The 23141-nt window shown below is 40.9% G+C and carries 18 protein-coding genes and 1 tRNA gene; 4 read left to right on the top strand and 15 right to left on the bottom strand.

Annotated elements, in window-relative coordinates; genetic code table 11:
• Positions 1-40: 40 nt before the first annotated feature.
• Complete coding sequence (locus ACZ41C_RS12110) at positions 41-2227, bottom strand: glutamine synthetase III family protein (RefSeq protein ID WP_464561698.1); 2187 nt, start codon at positions 2225-2227, stop codon at positions 41-43.
• Positions 2228-2418: 191 nt separating this feature from the next.
• Between ACZ41C_RS12110 and ACZ41C_RS12105 the strand changes: the two genes are divergently transcribed.
• Complete coding sequence (locus ACZ41C_RS12105) at positions 2419-3435, top strand: glutamine synthetase beta-grasp domain-containing protein (RefSeq protein WP_099545290.1); 1017 nt, start codon at positions 2419-2421, stop codon at positions 3433-3435.
• A 52-nt stretch (positions 3436-3487) separates the two neighbouring features.
• Here ACZ41C_RS12105 and ACZ41C_RS12100 read toward each other — a convergent pair whose 3' ends face one another.
• Positions 3488-5071 (bottom strand): carboxypeptidase-like regulatory domain-containing protein, encoded by a 1584-nt coding sequence (locus ACZ41C_RS12100; RefSeq protein ID WP_464561693.1) that lies wholly within the window; start codon positions 5069-5071, stop codon positions 3488-3490.
• Between the two features lie 4 nt (positions 5072-5075).
• Positions 5076-6014, bottom strand: coding sequence for a calcium/sodium antiporter (locus tag ACZ41C_RS12095; protein WP_464561690.1), 939 nt, complete (start codon positions 6012-6014; stop codon positions 5076-5078).
• A 794-nt stretch (positions 6015-6808) separates the two neighbouring features.
• On the opposite strand from ACZ41C_RS12095, the gene ACZ41C_RS12090 reads away from it, so the two are divergent.
• The gene (locus tag ACZ41C_RS12090) at positions 6809-6961 is read left to right on the top strand and encodes an SsrA-binding protein (protein ID WP_464561688.1); all 153 of its coding nucleotides are present in this window, start codon (positions 6809-6811) and stop codon (positions 6959-6961) included.
• Here the strand turns inward: ACZ41C_RS12090 and ACZ41C_RS12085 are convergent.
• The gene (locus ACZ41C_RS12085) at positions 6958-7470 is read right to left on the bottom strand and encodes an adenine phosphoribosyltransferase (RefSeq protein ID WP_464561686.1); all 513 of its coding nucleotides are present in this window, start codon (positions 7468-7470) and stop codon (positions 6958-6960) included. The genes ACZ41C_RS12090 and ACZ41C_RS12085 overlap by 4 nt on opposite strands.
• Positions 7471-7549: 79 nt before the next feature.
• On the opposite strand from ACZ41C_RS12085, the gene ACZ41C_RS12080 reads away from it, so the two are divergent.
• A tRNA-Arg gene (locus tag ACZ41C_RS12080) sits at positions 7550-7623 on the top strand.
• A gap of 453 nt (positions 7624-8076) precedes the next feature.
• Here ACZ41C_RS12080 and ACZ41C_RS12075 read toward each other — a convergent pair.
• The 9 genes from ACZ41C_RS12075 to ACZ41C_RS12035 all read right to left on the bottom strand — a co-directional run bounded on the left by ACZ41C_RS12075 (position 8077) and on the right by ACZ41C_RS12035 (position 20117).
• Positions 8077-8598, bottom strand: coding sequence for a YceI family protein (locus ACZ41C_RS12075; protein ID WP_464561684.1), 522 nt, complete (start codon positions 8596-8598; stop codon positions 8077-8079).
• Between the two features lie 592 nt (positions 8599-9190).
• A complete protein-coding gene (locus ACZ41C_RS12070; RefSeq protein ID WP_464561682.1) occupies positions 9191-9631 on the bottom strand; it encodes a hypothetical protein in 441 nt (146 codons plus the stop codon).
• 167 nt (positions 9632-9798) lie between these two features.
• A complete protein-coding gene (locus tag ACZ41C_RS12065) occupies positions 9799-11418 on the bottom strand; it encodes a sodium:solute symporter (protein WP_464561680.1) in 1620 nt (539 codons plus the stop codon).
• 23 nt (positions 11419-11441) lie between these two features.
• A complete protein-coding gene (locus ACZ41C_RS12060) occupies positions 11442-12626 on the bottom strand; it encodes an aldose epimerase family protein (RefSeq protein ID WP_464561678.1) in 1185 nt (394 codons plus the stop codon).
• A gap of 11 nt (positions 12627-12637) precedes the next feature.
• Positions 12638-14137, bottom strand: coding sequence for an L-arabinose isomerase (gene araA / locus ACZ41C_RS12055; protein WP_464561676.1), 1500 nt, complete (start codon positions 14135-14137; stop codon positions 12638-12640).
• 26 nt (positions 14138-14163) lie between these two features.
• On the bottom strand, positions 14164-14868 hold the full coding sequence (locus ACZ41C_RS12050) for an L-ribulose-5-phosphate 4-epimerase (RefSeq protein WP_464561674.1): 705 nt from the start codon (positions 14866-14868) through the stop codon (positions 14164-14166).
• Between the two features lie 3 nt (positions 14869-14871).
• The gene (locus tag ACZ41C_RS12045; RefSeq protein WP_464561672.1) at positions 14872-16548 is read right to left on the bottom strand and encodes a ribulokinase; all 1677 of its coding nucleotides are present in this window, start codon (positions 16546-16548) and stop codon (positions 14872-14874) included.
• Positions 16545-18539 (bottom strand): glycoside hydrolase family 127 protein, encoded by a 1995-nt coding sequence (locus ACZ41C_RS12040; RefSeq protein WP_464561670.1) that lies wholly within the window; start codon positions 18537-18539, stop codon positions 16545-16547. The genes ACZ41C_RS12045 and ACZ41C_RS12040 overlap by 4 nt, the downstream gene beginning before the upstream one ends.
• 18 nt (positions 18540-18557) lie before the next feature.
• Positions 18558-20117, bottom strand: a complete 1560-nt coding sequence (locus ACZ41C_RS12035) for an alpha-N-arabinofuranosidase (protein WP_464561668.1) — start codon at positions 20115-20117, stop codon at positions 18558-18560.
• Positions 20118-20539: 422 nt separating this feature from the next.
• Here ACZ41C_RS12035 and ACZ41C_RS12030 point away from each other — a divergent pair, with 422 nt between their 5' ends.
• Positions 20540-21259, top strand: a complete 720-nt coding sequence (locus ACZ41C_RS12030) for an NUDIX hydrolase (RefSeq protein WP_138257481.1) — start codon at positions 20540-20542, stop codon at positions 21257-21259.
• Positions 21260-21314: 55 nt separating this feature from the next.
• Here ACZ41C_RS12030 and ACZ41C_RS12025 read toward each other — a convergent pair whose 3' ends face one another.
• Both ACZ41C_RS12025 and ACZ41C_RS12020 read right to left on the bottom strand, forming a co-directional pair.
• Positions 21315-22142 carry a ferritin-like domain-containing protein gene (locus ACZ41C_RS12025; protein WP_138257480.1) on the bottom strand — a complete coding sequence of 276 codons (828 nt, stop codon included), beginning with the start codon at positions 22140-22142 and terminating at the stop codon, positions 21315-21317.
• Between the two features lie 27 nt (positions 22143-22169).
• On the bottom strand, positions 22170-22907 hold the full coding sequence (locus tag ACZ41C_RS12020; RefSeq protein ID WP_464561665.1) for a ferritin-like domain-containing protein: 738 nt from the start codon (positions 22905-22907) through the stop codon (positions 22170-22172).
• Between the last annotated feature and the right edge of the window lie 234 nt (positions 22908-23141).

Here is a 23141-nt window from a genome sequence, read left to right as displayed (position 1 = left end):
AAAATTTCATATCCGCCTTTTTGAACCCTTAGCTTCAGGATTATTTAATAAACAATAGCTCGCTATACTTGGTCAGTGGCCAAAGTTGATCCTCGATAAACTTTTCCAATTGATCGGCATGGCTTCGGATGGTATCAAAATAGGGTTTTACATCATTGCAGTACGCCTCCGCCATTTTCGCGGTATCCTTTATTTTATCGGCCTTATTCTGGGTATCGGTCAAAGTATCCGTTGCCTTTTTCAAAGCGGAAATGTGTTGTCCTATTTCTTCGATCATGGAAAGCTGGGCTTCCGTAAATGCCTTGTGGGCAGCACCATAGATTTCCTTTAATCCGGATACATTGGTAATCAATTTATTCTGATAGGCGATGGCCGATGGTATCACCGAATTGTATACCATATCCCTGTACACATGTCCCTCGATCTGAAGGTGCATCACATAGGTTTCCAGTTCCACCTCCATTCTTGCCCCCAGTTCCACTTCGCTCATGACCTTCATCGACCTGAACAAATCAACCGTACTCTTGGAGGCAAGTACACGGAGGGCATCCGGCGTATTTTTATTGTTGCTTAATTTTCGCTTTTTTGCCTCGTTCTCCCAATCCTTACTGTATCCATCACCATCAAAGCGAATTCTTTTACATGTCTTGATATACTCGCGCAATACATTGAAGATGGCCTCGTCCTTTTTAAGCCCCTTCTTGTCCAAAAGAATATCCACCTCCTTTTTAAAATCCTTGAGCTGTTTGGCCACTATGGTGTTCAAAACCGTCATGGGCTTGGCGCAGTTCGTTTTGGAACCCACACCCCTCATTTCAAACTTGTTCCCGGTAAACGCGAAGGGCGAGGTACGGTTACGGTCCGTATTGTCCAAAAGAATTTCAGGAATCTTGCCAACAACGTTCAGTTTAAGTTCCGTTTTCTCCTCCGGAGATAGTTTTCCTTGGGAAACCCCTTCCAGTTCGTCCAAAACGCTGCTTAATTGTTTCCCGATAAAAATTGAAAAAATAGCCGGCGGGGCCTCGTTGGCACCCAAACGATGGTCGTTGCTCGCCGATGCAATGGATGACCTCAAGACTTCCTCATAGGTATCCACCGCCTTTATCGTATTCACAAAAAAGGTCAGGAACTGTAGGTTCTTCATGGGCGTGGAACCCGGACTCAACAAATTCACGCCCGTATCCGTGGCCAAGGACCAGTTGTTGTGCTTTCCGGAGCCATTTACACCTGCAAAAGGCTTTTCATGGAACAATACTTTCAAATGATGTCTGTCCGCAATCTTATCCATAACATCCATCAGCAATAGGTTATGGTCCACGGCCAAATTGGCCTCCTCAAAAACAGGGGCCAATTCAAACTGGTTTGGGGCAACTTCGTTGTGCCTGGTCTTCACCGGAATCCCCAATTTGGTGCACTCTTTTTCCAGATCGCTCATAAAACCCAATACCCTGCGTGGAATCACCCCAAAATAGTGATCGTCCAACTGTTGGCCCTTGGCCGCCGATACTCCCATTAGGGTTCGGCCGGTAATGATTATGTCCGGCCTTGAATGTGCCAATGCCTTATCGATTAAAAAGTACTCCTGCTCCCAACCTAAGGTAGCGTTCACTTTTGTGACGTTTTTATCAAAATATTTTGCCACGTTGGTCGCCGCTTCATCTACAGCGCTCAATGCCCTTAACAAGGGCGCTTTATTATCCAAGGCCTCGCCAGTATAAGAAACAAAAATGGTGGGTATACATAGCGTAGTTCCGTATATGAATGCAGGAGATGTAGGGTCCCATGCGGTATATCCCCTTGCTTCAAAAGTATTGCGTATACCACCACTTGGAAAGCTGGACGCATCGGGCTCCTGTTGCACCAATTGTCCGCCACCGAACTTCTCCAAGGCCCTACCGTCCAACGTTAGATCGAAAAATGCATCGTGTTTTTCAGCCGTTGCCCCGGTCAAAGGCTGAAACCAATGGGTATAATGGGTAGCTCCCATGGTAATTGCCCAACCTTTAATGGCCTCTGCAACCTGGTCAGCAATCTTACGGTTAATTTTGGAACCCGTAACAATGGCATCCTTCAAGCTCTCATAGGCATCCTTGGTCAAATATTGAAGCATTTTGGCCTCATTGAAAACATTCAAACCAAAAATATCGGAACGTCTTCCTTTTTCCTCTACGGTAATGGCCTCTCTTTTTAGGCTCTGGACAATGGCTTCAAATCTGGGTATGGACATGCTATAGTAAATTATTAATTCGACAAATTTAAGTGCAAAAAATATTTATTTGACAAAATACCCGACAAAAATTAGGGGTATCATATTATTTATTGAAATCTTGGAGATTTAACCCCCAAAAAATACCTAGATACCTGAAAAAAACATATTTTTGGTCGTCTTTTTAAATTGTAATATAACTACCAATAATTATGAGCAAGATTAAATTAGAATACATTTGGTTGGATGGATACTACCCAACTCAAAACATGAGAAGCAAGACCAAGGTGGTCAACAAATTTGGCGGAAAATTGGAAGACTGTCCAATGTGGTCCTTTGATGGTAGTTCCACGAGACAGGCAGAAGGAGGATCTTCGGATTGTTTGTTAAAACCCGTAGCCTTGTTTCCGGACCCTGCAAGAAAAGACGGATGGTTGGTCATGACGGAAGTTTTAAATGCCGATGGTACCCCTCATGAGTCCAACGGTAGGGCCACTATAGATGATGATGATAACGACTTCTGGTTTGGTTTTGAGCAGGAATATTTTATTATGGACACCCACACACAACTGCCATTGGGCTTTCCAATAGGTGGTTATCCCGCACCCCAAGGTCTATACTATTGCTCCGTAGGTGGAAAGAACACACATGGAAGGGATATTGTTGAGGAGCATGCCGATCTTTGTATCGCGGCCGGTATCAACTTTGAAGGTATCAACCAAGAGGTTGCGTGTGGACAATGGGAATTCCAATTGTTTGCCAAGGGAGCCAAAAAAGCAGGTGACGAGCTTTGGGTTGCCCGATATTTATTAGACCGTCTTACCGAATCCTACGGATATTACATTGAATACCACCCAAAACCATTGGGCAAGGACATGGACTGGAACGGTTCTGGTATGCACGCCAACTTCTCCAATACTACATTGAGAACTGCCGGTTCAAAAGAAGTGTACGAGAAAATATGTGAGGCCTTTAGACCTGTGGTTAAGGAGCATATTGAGGTGTATGGCGAGTTCAACGACCAGCGTTTGACCGGTAAGCATGAAACTGCTTCCATCAACGATTTCAGCTATGGAATTTCTGACCGTGGGGCTTCGATCCGTATTCCTATTGCAACCGTGGAAAGTGGTTGGAAAGGATGGTTGGAGGACAGACGTCCAGCTTCGAACGGTGACCCATACAAAATTGCAGGAAGAATCGTTAAAACCGTGAAGTCTGCGAAAGTTTAAAAAGTAAAAATTAATTGTTGATAAGAAAGGCCTCGAATTCTTCGAGGCTTTTTTAGTTTTGGATGTTGGGAAGCGGCGTGTTCATCCAATAGTCTTTGAAATTTTCTGGTTTGAAAATATACGGTTGTTGGAAAATTGGTAATGCTTTGTTCATAAAAAGTGTATCATTCAATATGCTTCCATTAGGCCGTATTTCTTGCACAAAAAATTCCCTGAACTGGCGGTATGTGTTATATGTCATTTCATTAACTTTACTTCCTTTTAAGTTTTCAACATTGGACGCCTCCGCATAAAAGATATCCTGAAAATCGATTCTTTTATTTTGTTTGGATTCCATTTCGTTCACCAAATCAGTAAAGGCCTTGCTGGACAGATCGGGGTATACCTCCACCTCATATTCAAAAACCATTACCTTTTTTATTTTTAGCCTTTCCCCCCTTAAACGTATATCATAGTTTTGTTTTTTTAGGGCAGATTCATATTCTACCCTGTCATTGAACTTAAATACAAAACAACTTTTAGGACCGTTCAAGAGCACATCTTCCACACTAAATTCCGGAGGTTTACTTACTTCGAAAGTGTTGTAGAACGAAATATAGTTTGGATACATCTTTCCATACTTGGGCGCATATTCCGTTATTACTTCAAATATGGCTTCGTGATCATTACCATGCTTGTTAAGACCCCCGTCCTTTAACTTGCGAAAGCGATCGTACACTGCGTACTCCATTTTTCGAATTGAAAAATCCCTTTTGGATATGTACACATTCCCAAAGGCCAGGTATTTCAACATGGACTGTCTAAGACCAATAGTGTAATATACCTCATCATCCATTGAAGTATCCGGTTCCTTGTTAAGGAAATGATTATCTATCACATCCTTTTCAAAAACATTAATAAAATCGTAAGAGTTGACTTGAAAGTTTCTTATGGCGTCATGAATCCTTAGTATGGTAAACTCGTTTCCTCCGTAATTATATAGATATGCCTTATCAATGAACTTTTTATAGAACTTATAATCATATTTGAACTCACCTTCAAAATCTTGCTTAAAATCCTGATTCTTTTGAAAATTGTAAATACGTATTTTGGAATTGGAGTAGTCATTGGAACCAAAACCTTCATCAACAACTTCCAAAAATGCCTCGTTCATATTTACATACTCGTTTTTTCTCAATTGATAATCTCTGTAGTAACCAATTGCAGCAAACTCACGGGTTGGATAGTTCATAGGAATCGCCTTAATAGCCCGACGTAGAATCTGAGCCGCCGACAATCTTCTTCGCTTTTTAGCGGTTACAAGTGCTTCGGAAAGACCCAAAACTCCGGGCTCCAAATAGATAATGTTAACATCTTTTGGCGATAGATTTTGCAGGGCATATTCCTTTTTTGTGAAGCCCATGGAGGAGATTACTATAGACTCCCCTGCCTTCCTAAATTCCAAGGGCAAACGGAAACTACCGTCCATGTTGGTAATGACCCCTTTGGCCTTTCCCAAAATACGGACAGTGGCAAAAACCACCGGTTCATTGGTTTCTCCATCCAAAACCTTGCCCCTGACAAAACCCGCTTCCTGGGCCCAACAGACCGAGGCCATAAGAAGAAAGAAAAGGTTGGGCCATCGGTTGCAATGCATAGAATCAGGTTATCGTTACGTACACAAAAGATACGTAAATTCCTAAAAGGATTAAACCATCTCGCCATCCCAAACGCAATCCTTTTGGAAAAAAGACCAATGGAAGTATCACGAAGGAGATTCCAAGCATCCAAAAGATATCGTTCTCCAAAAGACCCGTATCCACCACATAAATAGGCGAGACTATCGCCGTGATACCCAAAACCGCCAATAGATTAAAAATATTGGAACCTATCAAATTACCTACGGAAATGGCCTTTTCCTTTTTCAATACCGCGATGACGGAGGCTGCCAACTCCGGAATACTCGTCCCTACCGAAACAACCGTAATACCAATGACCCTGTCACTTACCCCAAAAGAAGATGCTAGTCCAACGGCACCCTTTATGAGCAACTCGGACCCTCCCCAAAGTGCAACACCGCCCAGACCCAGAAACAGCACGGTTTTATATAGAGGTAGTAATATATCATCTTCGGGCATTTCGTCTACCACGGCCGTTTTCTGGAATCGAAGGAGGTATACCAAAAAAAAGAATAGAAAAGAGACCATAATTATTCCTTCTACCCGGCTCAAGTTGCCATCAAAATAGATAAAGCCGAAAAACAGTACCGAAGCAAGCATCATTACAGGCCAGTCCGTCGTATAAAAACTTTTTCGCACATCTATACTTCCCAAAATAACTGTCACCGCCAACACCAAACCGAGATTGGCGATATTTGACCCCACTACGTTTCCCAGGGCCAAGTCCGGAAAGCCATCCAAGGCCGCCTTTATACTTACGATAAGCTCCGGTGCGGAAGTAGCAAAGGAGACCACCGTCATACCTATGACAATTTTGGGTATGCTCAACCGCAAGGAAATGGCCACGGCTGACTTCAACAACCAACTACCTCCGGCTATTAACAATAGGAGCCCTATTAAAACAAAAAGTACATTTTGCATATAACACGTTTACCCACAAATATAAATGAAGCCCCAAGATTTCAAAGCAATAGTTTTTAATACCCAAAAGGAGATAAAATGGAGTTGATAAAATTCCCATTGGGCGAAAATACCGTGAATGGTAGTTAGTGAATGAAAATCACTACGAACATCGGGCATTTGAAATAAGTAAGACAAATCGAACTTTTAATGATTCCCATGCACTTTAACGAACCTTCCCAAAAAAGAAAAGTTACTTCTCAAATAAGCCATTCTTCATTTGTAAAAAAAAATGAAATCGGAGAAAACCGAAGAAATTTTTATGAAATGCCCCTACAACTTTTGGAAACCTCCCATTTTACCCCTATAAAATTTATAAAATGTAAGATAAAAGACGTTTAGCTATTACATTTTATCACATCAATGTAGGGTTGATTCCAAATATTACAACATATCACATTATTTCACTTACATACTTGTATTCAAATATATCGATTTAACTAAAATTACTTGGATGGAAGCGAAACTCCATTATATATTATTCGAATAATCGACTATAATCAACAATTGTATAACCTAAAACTTTTAAAAATGATTAATTTATTTAAGCTCATACTATACTTCATAATAAGTATTGTCATCCACAATCTTTGAGAAAATTTGTAGAAACCAATTAAAATGCCGGGTCCGGTTACAATTTTACATAAATGGAGTATAACATAGATTTTGAGAAAGGATAGTAATTACTGACAGAATATAAAAGAAGGTCAAATTAGAATGTAACCAATTTTTGTATTTTTGACAAAACCATTGTTTTGAAAAAAAGTTTTTTTAAATTTTTGGCAAAGATGAATAAGGCTATATTGCCCTCATATTCAGAAAAACAATTGGATTTATCCAAAGCCAGTAAATTCCAACTGGCCATTATTGGTTGGAGATACTATGTTACTACCCGCGCTTTGGATTAGTAGGATATCAAGGATTTTACCTTAAAAGGTTTGATTTTTTCCCTTCCGTTTAGAAAAGAGAGTTCAATCAAAAAATTACATTGTACGATGATACCTCCCAATTTTTCGACCAATTTGGTAGTTGCCAAAGCGGTTCCACCTGTCGCCAAAACGTCATCATGAATTAAAACCCTATCCCCTTTGGTTATACCGTCCACATGAATCTCCAAGGTATCTGTACCATACTCCAAATTATATGATTCGCTCAAGGTTTTATAAGGTAATTTCCCCGGTTTCCTAATAGGTACAAATCCGGATTCCAATCGCTCCGCTAGCATAGGTCCAAAAATAAACCCCCTACTTTCCATACCAACAACTTTGTCTATATCCTCCTTTTTCAAGTCCTTAATAAGACTATCAGCAGCACTACTTAAAGCCCAATGACTCTGTAATAAGGGAGTTATATCTTTAAAGATGATTCCTGGTTTTGGGAAATCTGGCACATCTCTTATATAACTTTTGAAATCCATATATTATAAAGGGTCTTAATTTTGTGGTAAATGTAAAAAGAAATATATTTGCACCCCGCTTTAGGGAAAATTGAAATATGGCCTCGTGGCGCAACTGAATAGCGCATCTGATTACGGCTCAGAAGGTTACAGGTTTGAATCCTGTCGAGGTCACTGGGAGGAAACTCCAAACAAAAGGAAAACCTTGCAAAATCTATGATTTGCAAGGTTTTGTCGTTTTTGGACCATCATTTTAATTGATTTGATTTGGTTTCATTCGTCAACAAATTGGTCTAAAAGTTTTTACTATAAAATTGAAGCTACTGAAATATGATGATAGATGGAATTGATTTAAATCTGTAGAGGTCACGATTCATTCGACAAGCATGTAAATCCTATAACTGTTTTTTGCGTTTTCAATATCGAATTTTCTTTATGAAGTTTTAAGTAAAAAATTCTAATAAAAGCATGTGCAAAGTCATTTGGGCTTTCTATTTTTTAAAACTAAAAAATCAACCAAAAGCTATATATCCTTTGGTTGATTTTTACATTGTTTAAGAATTACCGGTATTTATAGTCATCAAAGAAGGTACACCTTCACAATGACTTTAATATAACCAACGGTAATTAAGCTTGCTTGATAAACTGGGCATCGATGACCATTTTTACTTGATCTGACACTACCACATTCCCTGCTTCCGTTACAGCACTCCAAGTTAGATTGAAATCCTTTCTATTGATACTTCCCCTAATTTCAAAACCAGCTTTTGTCTGACCATAAGGGTCTACTGCAATACCGTTAAAATCTACATCCAGTACAACTTCCTTTGTTACATCACGTATGGTCAAATTACCAATAATTTTATCCTTGGCGAAAGACTTGGAGATAAATGTCATTTTTGGATATTCGTCCGCTTTAAAAAAGTCATCGGACATAAGGTGGCCATCCCTATCCTTGTTTTTAGTATTTATCGAGTCTATGCCGATTTCTACCGATAAGGAAGCATTTTCAAATTCGTCATTCTCAGTTTCTATAGTAGCATCAAATTTTTCAAAATACCCAGTAACCGTAGAAATCATCATATGTTTTACCTTAAAACTTACTTCTGAATGTGCAGGGTCTATTACCCATTTACTTATTTTTTCCATTACAATTGATAATTGATTAAAAAATATATTAATTAATGTCTATACAACATTTGTATGTACAAATATAAAAGATGAATTCTTAATTTTGATCAATGAAAACCCAACTTTTTGTTAAAGTTGATAAATATGAATCCTGACCTTACCCGGTATCCCAACTAAATAGAAGGTGTTTTTTTGGCAATGTACCTCATAAGTAAATTGCAAAATGACAGAATATCAATAAAAACTGAATTCTTTATTTAAGACTACTCATTATATGAAAATCCAATTACATAATACGAACTTACCGTTTTACCTATCCTACGATTTCTTTTTCCCATTTCATACATGGCGAATGGAACATTTCTTAGATAAGTAAAAAAAAAGCTAGTTTATGTTATACTTGGGAAAATGGATTGTATAGAATTTCCAATAAAGCCAAACGTCCCTTAACATAGACATTACGGATATTTAACAATAAATTTTACATGCGACCCGAAATTTAGCCATGTATTTATTACTCCTGACAACTTAAAAAAATTCATTATGACTTTGGACAACATCCTATCTTCAAAATCATAAATTCTTGGTTATCGTTAAATACAAAATTTAACTAATATGTTAGCGTATTATAGCCTAGTGCTTGAAGTTGAAGCATTCTTACGGAAGCGGTTGGAGTGATGTCCAAACCGTCAAAAAGGGTTTCTGCTTCCACACCCAGTTTTTCCATGGCAACACTACATACACTCACCTTTATCTTTCCCTTGTACTTTTCAAAAAAGGCCTCCAACTCTGACCCCTTTGTAAGTGCTTTGACCACCATACCTTTTACCACAATTTCATATTCCTCAATTTCCAATCCGTTTTCAATCAAAAGGTCATACATGCCAAGTACCCCCTTAAAGTGCCTTTCAGTTGTAAGTATAAAACCGTATTTGGGTGTTGTTTGTAAATCCGCCACGGTCTGTTGATCCAATTTCTTTTGGGCTTTTACTTGAGGAGTGCCTGCAAAAAACAAAAAAGCAATGATTAGGGTTGTAGATACTGATTGCATAAAAGTAGATCTTAGCATTTATTATTCCTTTAAAAATACTACGAATTTAATTCTGATAATATGTCTTTTGTCATAGTTGAGAAATTAATCCAAGATAAAAAAGCCAGGCTCAGGAGCCTGGCATAATTTTACCATTCTTATTTCAAACAAAGTCAAGTAATTATAATTTACTTTCCATTGAAAAATATCATAACACCAACAACTACTGCTAATACCAATATGGAGATAACAACGTCCTTCCAATTGTAACTATTTTTATTTTTACTTTTTTCTTCTGCGCTAATGGTTCCAAAGGTTAAGTTGGCCACTTTCTCTGCAGATGGTGCCGGAGCAAAAAGACTGGTCACCACCGCAAAAATCACACATACCAAAAAGAACCAAGCTCCAAAGGTCAAAAAGTTCATACTGCCCATTTCGTACAAAAATCCATCCGGATCCAAATCCCCCTTTATCAATTCCAAAACAATTCGGATGGCAGCAACGATAATACCCATAATCAATGTAGCAAAAGCTCCCAATCCATTGATGCGCTTGTGGAAAATACCTAAAAGGAACACGGCGGTTATCGGTGGCGCAATATAGGACTGTACACTCTGTAAATACTCATAAAGCACTCCCGAAATATTGGCCATGATAGGAATCCAGATAATGCCGATGATTACCACTACCACAGTCGCCAACTGACCTGTACGCACCAATTTCTTTTCTGGGGTATTGGGCCTAAGCTTTTTGTAAATATCAACAGTAAACAGTGTGGAAACGGAATTGAAAACCGAGGCCAAGGAACTCATCAAGGCCGCTAGTAGACCGGCAGCTACCAGACCACGCAAACCGGATGGCAACACATTGCTCATCAATACGGGAAATGCTTCATCCGGAGAATCCCAATGCAATTCGCCTCTCATTTTTAGGGCCAAGGCAATAACCCCAGGAATCAAAAAGAGAAATACAGGCATCAATTTCATAACCGCGCCAAAAATGGTACCTCTCCTACCCTCTTTGATATTTTTGGCCGTCAGGGCCCTTTGTACGATGTACTGGTCAGTACACCAATACCAAATTCCAACGATGGTACTAGAAATCACGAGTGACGGCCAAGGAAAATCCGGGTCACTAGGTGGTCGCCACATATTCAAATACTCTGGCTTTACAGTTTCCACCAGACTACCCCAACCTCCAACTTTTTCCAATCCGAGATAGGTAAGTACTGCGGCTCCCAAAACAAGGAGTACGGCCTGTAAGGTTTCCGTATACACTACGGCTCGCATACCCCCTAACACGGTGTAAATACCTGTTAATATTACGGTGGCGATGGCACCCGTCCAAAAGTCGATGCCCAATAGGGCGGAAACGACTACCCCACCAGCATAAATAGTAACGGATATTTTCGTCAGCACATAGGCAACAATCGAAAAGATGGACAATACCCAACGGGACCGGGCGTCAAATCTCTTTTCCAAGAATTCTGGCATGGTAAACACACCACTACGGGCATAAAAGGGGAGAAAAACCCAACCTAAAATGAGGACGATCCAAGCGTGGATTTCGTAAATCAACATGGGAAGCTTATCGCTGGCCCCAGCTCCTGCAAGTCCTACCACGTGCTCCGAACCGATATTGGAAGCGAAAATGGAAGCCCCTACTACGAACCAACCTACATTCCTTCCTGCCAAAAAATAATCTTCAGTATTGTCCTCTTTCTTTCGAATAACCCAAACGGCAATACTGAGTAGAATTAAAAAATAAAATACAATGGCTACCCAGTCAAAAGTGTCAAGTGTTTGCATAATTAATTGGTTTAGTTGTGCCGTTATTTGGTCATTAATGTAAATGTTGTCTTGGTAGTATAAGTCTCACCAGGATTTAGAACTACAGAAGGAAATTCTTCTTGGTTAGGAGAATCCGGATAATGCTGGGTTTCCAAACAAAATCCACTTCTCTTGGCATATTTGCTATCATTTGGAGCAGGAAGGGTACCATCCAAGAAATTTCCGGTGTAGAACTGAATACCTGGCTCATCCGTAGACACCTCCAAATACCTCCCTGTTGCTGGGTGATAGGCACTAGCCACTTTTCTAAAGCCCTCCTGTTGGCCATTTAACACCCAACAATGATCGTAACCACCACCTAATTGCAGTTGTTCGTTATCCTCGGAAATATCCTGACCTACTAGTTTCGGTTCCCTAAAGTCGAAAGGCGTACCTTCAACTGGCCTCAACTCCCCTGTTGGGATTAGACCACCATCTACAGGCAAGAAAGTGTCCGCATCAATTTCAACAACATGGTCCAAAATAGTACGGGAAAAATCTCCCGATAAATTGAAATAGGCATGCTGTGTAAGGTTTACAACGGTAGCTTTATCCGTTGTAGCCTCATACAATACATCCAGGGAATTGTCGTCATTCAAGGTATAGGTAACCGTGGTACTTAGATTTCCTGGAAAGCCCTCTTCCATGTCCTTGCTCAAATAGGTAAGAGTGAGTGAAGCTGAATTTTCACCTACTTCTGTCTTGGCTTCCCAAACCTGTTTGTCAAATCCCTTGATACCGCCATGCAGGCTATTTTCCCCATTGTTTTGCGCCAAGGTATATACTTCTTCTCCAATACTGAACTTTCCTTTGGCAATACGGTTTCCATATCTCCCGATCAGCGCCCCAAAGTAGGGATTGTCCTTTTCATATTGTGCCAAATCATCAAAGCCTAGGACAACATTTTGCATGTTTCCGTCCTTATCTGAAGTTCTCAAAGAAGTGATCCGACCTCCATAGGTGATAATATCCACTTCGATACCACCTTCATTTTTCATGAAAAATTGAGTTACTTTTTTACCGTCCTGGGTCGTTCCATAATTACTTTCCGTAATACTGACCTTGGATATATTCTCTTTGGGAGTTTCTTCTTTCATTTCCTTATCCTTTTTATCCTTACAATTTACACTGACCACAAGCGAAAGCAGCAATGCACATGTATAATAAATGTTGGTTGATTTTTTCATGTTTAAGTTATTTACAAGTTATTTTTAAACAATTGAAAATAGACCTCGTTGGCATTCAATTGGTTTTTTAATTCCCTAAGGGTCGTATTTTTATCGATTACCACCAATTCAATGCCTGCCATTTCCGCAAAATCCTCTATAAATTCCGTGGTCAGCGCTTGGCTGTAAACCGTATGGTGTGCACCTCCTGCCAGAATCCATCCCGTAGCGGCTACCTCCAAATTAGGATGTGCATCCCATAGTACCCTAGCTACCGGTAAGTTAGGTAATTTACCTTCTGGTTCCACGGCCTCTACTTCATTGACGATTAAACGGAACCTATTCCCCAAATCCACCAAGGAAACATTGATTGCCGGCCCAGCGGGAGAATTGAAGACCAAACGCACCGGATCTTCCTTGCCTCCTATTCCCAGAGGATGTACTTCACAAGAAGGCTTTCCATCCGCTATGGTCGGACAAATTTCCAGCATGTGAGATCCCATAACATAGGATTTTTGAGGGGTAAAGTGATAGGTGTAGTCTTCCATAAAAGAAGTTCCACCCTTTAATCCCTCGGCCATTACTTTCATTGCCCTGAGCAATGCGGAAGTTTTCCAATCTCCTTCCGCTCCAAAGCCATAACCATCGGCCATCAATCTTTGTGTAGCGATTCCCGGTAATTGTTTTAATTCACCAAGATTCTCAAAAGTATCTGTGAAGGCCTTAAATCCGCCTTCATCCAAAAATTTTCTGAGTCCAAGTTCTATCTTGGCCGCCTCGATTAAGGAGCTTCGCTGATTTCCTCCTTCTTTCAAAGAATCACTCAATTCATATGCCTGCTCATAGTTCTCAACCAATGCATCGACCTCCTTTTGGTCCAATCCCTTTATGTGCTTGACTACATCTGACGAGTCATATCCATTCACGGAAAAGCCAAAACGAAACTGGGCCTCCACTTTATCACCATCGGTCACCGAAACCTCCCGCATATTATCCCCCAAGCGGGCAACCTTTAAATTTTGAAATTCGTTCCATCCAAGGGCAACACGACTCCAATTTCCCAGTTTTTGCTGTACCCTTTCCGTTTGCCAATGCCCGACAATAATTTTTCTGTTTTTGCGCATTCGGGTCATCATATGACCAAACTCCCGATCTCCGTGAGCAGATTGGTTCAGGTTCATGAAATCCATATCTATGGATTCCCAAGGTATTTCCGCATTGAATTGGGTATGCAGATGGCAAAGAGGCTTGTTGAGAACACTTAGACCCTTTATCCACATCTTTGCCGGTGAGAAGGTATGCATCCAAGTAATTATGCCAATGCAATCTTTATTTGAACTAGCTTCCAAGCAGATATCCGTTATTTCCTGGGGTGTCTTTACTGTAGGCTTATATACAATTCGCAACGGGATAAATGCCGATCTATTCAATCCCTTAACGATTTCCTGTGAATTTTTTGCGACCTGATGAAGTGTTTCAGGTCCATATAAATGTTGGCTTCCCGTTACAAACCAAATTTCCTTCTCTGCCATATATTTAATTATAAATCTGTTGTTAGTTATTTTTGTCCGTAGTAAGCATTTTTTCCATGCTTACGTTCGTAGTGTTTTTTTACAAGGGAATCCTTTAGTCTTGGGGCTTCGGGATTTATTTGCAACGTTAGATAGGCCATTTGGGCCACCGTTTCCAAAACCTTACTGTTATACACGGCCTTGGCCGCCGTTTTGCCCCAAGCAAAGGGGCCGTGGTTTCCCAACAGCACCATTTCCACTTCTTCAGGGGAAAGATTTCGATTCTTGAAACATTCCAATATTTGAATTCCGGTATTGTGTTCGTAATTACCCTCTATAAGTTCATCGCGCATTGGTTCCGCACAGGGAATATCCTTTGTTAAATGATCCGCATGTGTAGTACCAAATACCGGAATGTCCTTTTGAGCCTGAGCCCATGCTACCGAGTATGTCGCATGGGTGTGCGCTATACCTCCAATATGTTCCCAATTCTTATACAAATAGGCATGTGTCTTGGTATCCGAGGAAGGCCGCATAGAACCTTCGATTATAGTGTTGTCATAATCCAAGATGACGATATCCTCAGGTTTGAGTTTCTCATAGGGCACTCCACTTGGTTTAATGGCAAAAACGCCATTTTCCCTGTCCACAGCGCTCACGTTACCAAATGTATAAATGACCAGACCTAAGTTGTTCAATTCTATATTTGCTTCAAAACATTCGTGCTTCAGTGCTTCGTATTTTGAACTCATTCCTTATTTTGATTTTATGGTTGTTTCGATGAAATTTCCCAGTTCATTGTAGGATTCCATCAAATGTCTGTATGTTTCAACGGAAGCTTGCTGGGGATCATATTCCGCTTCAAACTCGCTTCCCATATATGTACTGGCCTCAACAACATTTGAATAGATTCCCGATGCCACGGCGGCATATATTGCCGCACCCAAGGCCGGCGCCTGATCCGAGGCTGCCACTTTAATGGGCATATTCATAACGTTAGCCAAGGTTTGCATGATAAAAGGTGACTTCCTTGCTACACCACCGATACCAATCACCGAATTGATTTGAACACCCTCTTCCTGAAAACGGTCGGCAATTTTCTTGGAACCAAAACAGATGGCGTTTACCAAGGCCTTGAAAATGTGGGGTGCTTTGCTGCCCAATGAGAGTTGTGATATGGCACTTTTTAAATTTTGGTCGGCATCCGGGGTGCGTCTGCCATTTATCCAGTCCAGTGCGGTGGGTATACTTTCGGACAAGGGTATTGCTTCGGCCGCATCAGATAGTTTTTTGATAAAATCGCGCTCTATTTCTTCCTTTAAATCTATTTTTTGTTGTTCCGATAAAATATCCGAAGTCAAAACCAAATTATCGATAGGCCATGAAAGTACGTCCTTGAACCAGGCCAATAAGTCTCCAAAAGCGGATTGACCCGCTTCCAAACCCACCAAACCGGGTATGACCGAACCATCTACCTGTCCGCAGATACCCTTTATCGTTTTACCATCTATATCGGTATCAGTGGCCACCATAATGTCACAGGTAGAGGTTCCCATAACACGTACCAGGGCATGCTCATCAATTTTTGCACCCACGGCCCCTGAATGCGCGTCAAAAGTGCCTACGGCAACAACGGTATCCGTGTTGAGTCCCAAACGATTTGCCCATTCTTGGCTCAATGTGCCTGCTACCTGGTCAGATGTAAAGGTTTCTTCATATAGACGGTCCCTTAAATCCGCCAGATAAGGATGTATTTTGCCCAAAAATTCCTTTGGGGGCAATCCGCCCCAGCTTTGATGCCACATCGCCTTATGACCCGCGGCACATCTACTGCGTTTAAAGGTTTCCAAATTTTTATCCTCAATCAAGAGGTAGGTCATTAGATCACAATGCTCCATCCAAGTATAGGCATTGTTCCTAACAGCCTCATCTTGCTGGACAACATGGGCGATTTTGGCCCAGAACCATTCCGAAGAATAAATTCCGCCCACATATTTCGTAAAATTCTCACCGCCCCATGAAACCCCTAATTCGTTTATGAGTTCCGCTTCCTTAATGGCCGTATGGTCCTTCCATAAGACCATCATGGCATTTGGGTTTTCGGCAAAACCCTCCACCAAGGCCAACGGTGTACCGTCTTTGGTTACAGGCACCGGAGACGATCCCGTGGTATCTATACAGATTCCCTTTACATCGGCCGGGTCTATATTGCTCCGGTTCATAACCGCTTTTACTGTGTGCTCCAGCCCTTCGATATGATCCAAGGGATGCTGCCGAAACTGATTAATGGACGGATTGCAATACTTATTTTGCTTCCATCTTTTATACCAACAAACTTCTGAGGCTATCTCCTCTCCATTTTGGGTATTGATAAGTACGGCCCGGACGGAATCCGAACCGTAATCCAACCCAATAACATATGATGTCTTCAATTTTTGATTTGTTTTTTTGAATTCTTCCCGGGCAACCAGACCTTCATTTTTCCTACCCCCCTATTGGACCATGCATAATATGGAATTGCCTTGAAACTTTCGGTATTTATGGTATTCACCCCTTCCAAAAAATTTTCTTCCATGGTCACCGAAAAATTAGAACTGTCCGTAACGGCAATATCTTCAAAACCAGCCTTATTGTCCACCTCTTCTAGAGCATAGACCAATGGCCCGTATTCCAAGGCTACCTTTCCTTTGTTCTCAGCCACCATTACAGACGTCTCCGCCAAACGGACTTCCATAGGAAACTCCAATTCGATGGATTTACCAGCTACCTCAGCGCCATCTAAAGTAATATATCCATCGTTTAATTCTACCTTCCTATTTTCACCATTTATTTTTAGCGTGATGGGGCTAGAAAGATTATTTCTGTATTGATACAGGTCGCTGGGCAAAACCTCGTTGCGTGCCCACCCTGGCACCCTAAGTTTCATTTTAAAATCGGGATTTTTGCTATCCTTAACATTGATTCCGACCCTTCCATCCCAAGGATAATTCGTTTCCATTTTAACCTCCAAAGATTGTGTTGGCAAGTCGATTGTTGCCTCGTTGGAAGCATATAGGTTTACAAAAACAGTATCATCACTCTTAGAATATAAAAGACCGGGGATTGCCGGAACAAATCTAACTACATTGGTAGGGCAGCAAGAACAATCGAACCAAGATTTGCGGGTGGCGGCCCCTTGGTTGAATTCATATTTACCATCGGATTCCAAGGCATTGGGATAAAAGAAATGGGTACCGTCCAAGGATATTCCAGAAATAAGACCGTTATACAGGGTACGTTCTATAATATCAAAATACTGTACTTCACCGGTCAAATTATGCAGCCGGTGGTTCCAATACACGTCACCAATGGAGGCACAAGTTTCGTTATAGGCTGTCATATTGGGCAGTTCATAATTCTCGCCAAAGGATTCCTGGTCATGCCTGGCACCGATTCCTCCTGTGATATACATTTTTTTACCCACCATATTATCCCATAATTTATGTACGGCGCTCAGGTAGGCAGAATCGTTTTTCATAGCAGCTATATCCGTCATTGCTGCGTACATGTAAACGGCCCTTACGGCGTGTCCCACGACCTCGTCCTGTTTAACCACGGGAACGTGGTCCTGTGAATAGGCTCCGAAGAGTTCATGATTATCTGGGTTGCCCCTATTGTCCAAGAAATACTTGGCCAAATTTAGGTAGTCTTCTTTTCCTGTAACCTCGTATAATTTTATTAGTCCGGTTTCTATTATCTGATGCCCTGGTACTGCGGCAATCTTCCCTACTCCCTCTCCAAAAGTTTCCACCATTAGATCGGCATTTTTAAGGGCGATATCCAAGAAATTCCGTTTTCCGGTAGCTTTATAGTGCACCACTGCGGCCTCGTACATATGGCCGGCATTGTAAAGTTCATGGCTTGCCGCAAGGGATTCCCATCTTTTTCCCTCCTTTACCTCCACCCAAGTTGCGGGTGGCTTGGCCGGATTTATGGTACGCCATGTGGTCAAATAACCATCGGACTCCTGACCAATTTTTATGATTTCCACCAAGGAATCCAACAAAGTTTCCAATTTTGGATTTGGAGAACTTATCAAAGAATTAGAGGCTCCTTCTATGATTTTATAAACATCGGAATCATCAAAAGGCATTACCCCACGAACAGATCCCTCCATTTTGCCCCCGGCTATCAAAAAGTTATCGAACCTACCTTCTTCCCTGCATTTTTCAATGGCGTATTCAATGGTCCTTTCCTGAACCTTTTGTATCCATGGCAACCAAAATTTATCCGTTAATCGAACATGTTGGATGTTTACGGGCGTTATTGGATAACCAGCCGTTTTTTCTTTGACATCAGAAGCAAATTCCTTGACCTCAGTCTTACAAGAGATTATGAAAAGGAAACAAATGATACCATAAAAAAACCGCTTTTGTTTATTCATCCTTTTATACCTTTTAGTTTACTTACTTCCTTCCAATACAACAACGGAAAAAGGCGGTAATTCAACCTCCAAAACACCCTTTTTGAACTTAAAGCCCTTATAATCTTTAGGCTCTATTTTATTAGGATCGTCAAAAGTATTATGGTCCTGTAGTTTATCCGATGCTAAAATTCGACCTGTAACTTCCTTTATTCCCAATGCATTCAAATCTATGGAGACCATGTTTTCATTATGAGCATCAATATTCACAAGAGATATATGCATCTTACCTGAATCATCCATTGATGCCGAGGCATTTACTGCAGGAAGACTTTCTCCCTCATAAGTGTACACAGGAGATTCAAAGGAAAGCGGAATCAATTTGGCATCTTGATGCACTTTGTACATGTTCATCACGTGATATGTGGGGGTAAGAATCATTTTCTCTTTGTCTGTCAAAATAACTGCCTGAAGTACGTTCACGGTCTGCGCGAGATTTGCCATTTTTACCCTGTCCGCGTGATTATTGAAAATATTGAGGTTCATACCGGCAATCATCGCATCGCGCATCGTATTTTGCTGATAAAGAAAACCTGGATTGGTTCCTTCGGCAACCTCATACCAGCCGCCCCATTCGTCCACAATGAGGTCCACCTGCTTTTCTTTGTCGTATTTATCCATTATAGCAGTATGCTTGACAATCAATTCCTCCATAAGCCATGACTCCTTCATGGTCTTGAAATAGAGGTCTTCGGTAAAATCCACATCTGAACCCTTTGCGCTCCAATCAATCACGCTATAGTGATGCAAGGCAACGCCTTGGAGCATTTTTTTAGGTATATTTTTCATTAGCACTTCTGTCCAGTTATAGTCATCATTGCTGGCACCGGAAGCAATTTTATATAGCCCTCCCTCAACGTCCGCATCGGACATGAAGGTGACATATTTTTTATAGATATCAGCGTAATATTCTGGACGCATATTTCCACCGCAACCCCATGCCTCATTTCCAATTCCCCAGAATTTGACTGTCCAAGGTTCTTCCCTGCCGTTTTCTCTTCGCAAATCGGACATGGGACTTTTTCCTTTAAAATTGGTGTACTGTACCCAATCCGCCAATTCCTGTACCGTACCGCTTCCTACATTTCCGGAGAGATATGGTTCCGTATCAAGAACCTCACATAAGTTCAAAAAATTATGGGTTCCAAAACTGTTGTCTTCGGTAACGCCTCCCCACCAAGTATTAACGATAGTTGGTCTATTTTCCTGGGGCCCAATACCATCTTTCCAATGATATGTATCTGCAAAACAACCACCGGGCCAACGTAAATTGGGGATTTGAAGTTCTTTCAGTGCATCGATGATATCGTTTCGTACGCCTTCGGTATTAGGTATCATACTGTTATCTCCAACATAAAAACCCTCATAAATACATCTACCCAAATGTTCGGCAAAATGTCCATAGATATGTTTACTAATTATGGGAGCGTCATCAAAATCTTCAATTTTAATAGTGCTTTGTTTGGACTGACCAATAACAACGCCATGACCTAAAAAAAGAATCAAAGCTGTTAAACCATAAAATCTAAGTGTTTTCATAAAGTGTTTTTATTTGTGTTCCGATAATTACTTTTTTTCAAAAAATTCAATTCTTATAGTCGCTTCAGGCCTTTATATTAATATATAATGCTGGAGTTCACCTAATCATTTACAGTTTCTGACCCCTACTTAAAATAATCCGCCATCATGATCCTCTCTAAAATGCCAAGTTCGCCGATAAACCAAGTGAGCTATTACGCTTTATAACTCATGACCGCTAATTTAATCAGATTATTAAAAGTGTATTTTTAACACGTGTAAATAAACAGCAGATATTTGAATTTTCCAAGTTGATTTAAGCATTAATCTTAATTGGAAGTAATATTTTTTCGCAATTATATATTTTAAGCAATGAAATGTATATGAAAATAGCCTGATTTTAACTAAATTTCCTAGCTAAATATACCAACAACTCCACAACATTGCAGAATACCGACCAAAAAGAAATTTTATCACTTGCTTATTACGACCACGAGGACAAGGTTCTACTTGCTGTGGACTGTATCATTTTTGGCTTTGACCAAGAAGAGCTGAAAATATTATTAGTAAAAAGGGGCTTTGAACCCGAAAAAGGAAAGTGGTCCCTAATTGGGGGGTTTCTTAAGAAAGAGGAAGACCTTGATATTGCCGCCAGTAGGGTACTCTATCATTTAACGGGCCTGAACAATATCTATATGGAGCAACTTTATACCTACAGTAAGGTTGATAGAGATCCTGCAGATCGAACCCTATCCGTTGCATATTATGCGCTTATCGATATTGCAAATCACGACAAGGAACTGATAAAACAAAATTCCGCAAAATGGTTTCCCATAAAAGAGGCTCCAAATTTGATCTTTGACCATAACGACATGGTGGAAAGGGCCATGGCCAGACTTCGTAGAAGAGCCTTAAGCAAACCTATAGGTTTTGAACTGCTGCCCGAGAAATTTACCATGCGACAGCTCCAAAAACTGTACGAAGGCATCATGGGGAAGAAACTGGACAAGCGGAACTTTATCAGCAAATTCAATTCCTTCGATATCCTCATCAAATTGGATGAAAAGGATATGAGCTCCTCCAAAAAAGGAGCCTTTCTGTACAAATTCAATGAGGAAAAGTACAATCGCAAGGTTGAAGAGGGCTTCAATTTCAAGATTTAAAAAAGAGGTATCCTAAATGGATACCCCTTAAACAACCAACCTAACCTAAACAAAATTAGTTTACAATAAAGAGACTAGCTATTGCTGTAGCATCATCTCCGGAAAGCGGTTCATCATAGGCTTCTGAAGAGGCTTCCATAGTAAATGGGCCATCGGACCCCAAGGTGGTTACATCTACCCCACCTTGTACGATATTCTCCTCTCCATCATAAACGGCCTGTGTAGCTTCCGGCATGCCCATGCCCCGATCGTTATTGGTAATCCAACCCTTCAAACCTCTGAGTCTTCTAATTTCGGAGGCATGTCGTGCTTCTACGGAATGAATCTGCAGGGCGGGCGTTAAAAAATCCGAACCTAGCAAGTTACCGGCCTGGCCTTTATAGGCCCTTACACCGGTGTCCTCAAAGGCTTGTGCCAAGGCCAAAAGCTGTGCATAGGCCGTTTCCTGCCCTACTCCATTATCGTTAAAGGGGTCGAACATACCGCCTACCGTAAAATCAAAAGTTGGCTTTTCCACAGGTGTAACACCTGCACCTTCCAGTCCGGCCCTTAAAAAGTCTACATGGGCCTGTTCGTGTTTTGATATCTGCATGTAGACAATCTCCGGCCTACCTGAAGGCAAAACACCGGATTGAAGTGCCAAGTCATAAAATTCATCCTCCAAATACTCCAAAGTCAAGGCAAGTTGCAGTGCTCCTACAGGGTCTGCACTCATTGACTGTGCTAAGGCCTTTTTTGGAACGCTCGCAAGTCCAAAAGGTACAGCGGCTATGGCAGCCTTTTTAGAAAGTGCTCCCAATTTTGAAAAAACGTCCCTTCTAGAAGTTTTTCCGTCGATGAGATTATCCGTTGTAAATTCGTCTAAAAATTTTATAATATTCATAATGTTATTGTATTTGTATGTTACTAGTTATGGTAAATTGTTTGCCGTGAACTGAGTGGTAATAAATCCTGTAGCACCTACAGCCGCAAGTATTTCCGATGGGTCCATTGCCACATCCAATCCAGTTGTTACGTCAATAATATTATCACCGGAAAAATCGGCACTTTCTGGATTGATCAGTGACCGGATCGCCGATGCATGTCGCGCTTCAACGGAAACAATTTTACCAGCTATCAGTAAATAGTTGGGGTCCGATATCAACCTTCCCGCGCCATTGTAGGCGGCAACTCCCGTATCTTCCAAAACCCTTGCTGTTCCAAGAACCTCATCCCGACTCCCAAAATTCAGCGAACCATAATCGAACTCCAGTTCCGGTAAAACGAGCTCCGTATTTGATCCGACGGCAGCGGTAATAGCAGCCTTGAAAAACTCCCGATGATTAACTTCATGATTGTATAGATCTGTAAAAACCTGTCTTTCTACATCTGAAATATTGGCGTAAAAAGAATTTACAACCTTGGTATAAAAATCGGCTTCCAGTTGTTCCAAGGCATAGGCATAATTTAATACCCCCAAGTCTCCTGACCCCAGATCAAAGATCCCATCTTCCATGGGCGGCATGGGGATCATACCTCCATTATAATCGTCATCGCTACAAGCCACAAATAGACCCGCTCCTGCCAATCCAAGACCACTTAACTTTAGAAATCTCCTGCGATTTCTGGCCCTGTTTGCCATATCCACTTTAATAACTTTTTTACTCATACTACTCCTTTTTTTAGGTTAAACTTTCACTCGTACCTACGGAGATAATACGGAGGAGATGCTAAAAAAATCTTAAAAAGAAACTAAATCCTACCATATTGAATATGAAGGAGCATGAAACTTGGCACCCTTAAATTTAAAATGCGCAAAGCATGGTGTTTTAATTAATCGATTTATCCGCTTCACTCTTTTCAAAAAGTTAAATTCATCATAAATACATCAATCTAATTGTGC

It is taken from the genome of Maribacter sp. C-4077, from assembly GCF_055378385.1.
This window is presented reverse-complemented; position numbering and strand designations above follow the sequence as displayed.

Bases quoted from the DNA above. Each gene is read 5' to 3' on its own strand.
- ACZ41C_RS12110 (WP_464561698.1), bottom strand. From the start codon at position 2,227: ATGTCCATACCCAGATTTGAAGCCATTGTCCAGAGCCTAAAAAGAGAG.
- ACZ41C_RS12105 (WP_099545290.1), top strand. From the start codon at position 2,419: ATGAGCAAGATTAAATTAGAATACATTTGGTTGGATGGATACTACCCA.
- ACZ41C_RS12100 (WP_464561693.1), bottom strand. From the start codon at position 5,071: ATGCATTGCAACCGATGGCCCAACCTTTTCTTTCTTCTTATGGCCTCG.
- ACZ41C_RS12095 (WP_464561690.1), bottom strand. From the start codon at position 6,014: ATGCAAAATGTACTTTTTGTTTTAATAGGGCTCCTATTGTTAATAGCC.
- ACZ41C_RS12085 (WP_464561686.1), bottom strand. From the start codon at position 7,470: ATGGATTTCAAAAGTTATATAAGAGATGTGCCAGATTTCCCAAAACCA.
- ACZ41C_RS12075 (WP_464561684.1), bottom strand. From the start codon at position 8,598: ATGGAAAAAATAAGTAAATGGGTAATAGACCCTGCACATTCAGAAGTA.
- ACZ41C_RS12070 (WP_464561682.1), bottom strand. From the start codon at position 9,631: ATGCAATCAGTATCTACAACCCTAATCATTGCTTTTTTGTTTTTTGCA.
- ACZ41C_RS12065 (WP_464561680.1), bottom strand. From the start codon at position 11,418: ATGCAAACACTTGACACTTTTGACTGGGTAGCCATTGTATTTTATTTT.
- ACZ41C_RS12060 (WP_464561678.1), bottom strand. From the start codon at position 12,626: ATGAAAAAATCAACCAACATTTATTATACATGTGCATTGCTGCTTTCG.
- araA (WP_464561676.1), bottom strand. From the start codon at position 14,137: ATGGCAGAGAAGGAAATTTGGTTTGTAACGGGAAGCCAACATTTATAT.
- ACZ41C_RS12050 (WP_464561674.1), bottom strand. From the start codon at position 14,868: ATGAGTTCAAAATACGAAGCACTGAAGCACGAATGTTTTGAAGCAAAT.
- ACZ41C_RS12040 (WP_464561670.1), bottom strand. From the start codon at position 18,539: ATGAATAAACAAAAGCGGTTTTTTTATGGTATCATTTGTTTCCTTTTC.
- ACZ41C_RS12035 (WP_464561668.1), bottom strand. From the start codon at position 20,117: ATGAAAACACTTAGATTTTATGGTTTAACAGCTTTGATTCTTTTTTTA.
- ACZ41C_RS12025 (WP_138257480.1), bottom strand. From the start codon at position 22,142: ATGAATATTATAAAATTTTTAGACGAATTTACAACGGATAATCTCATC.
- ACZ41C_RS12020 (WP_464561665.1), bottom strand. From the start codon at position 22,907: ATGAGTAAAAAAGTTATTAAAGTGGATATGGCAAACAGGGCCAGAAAT.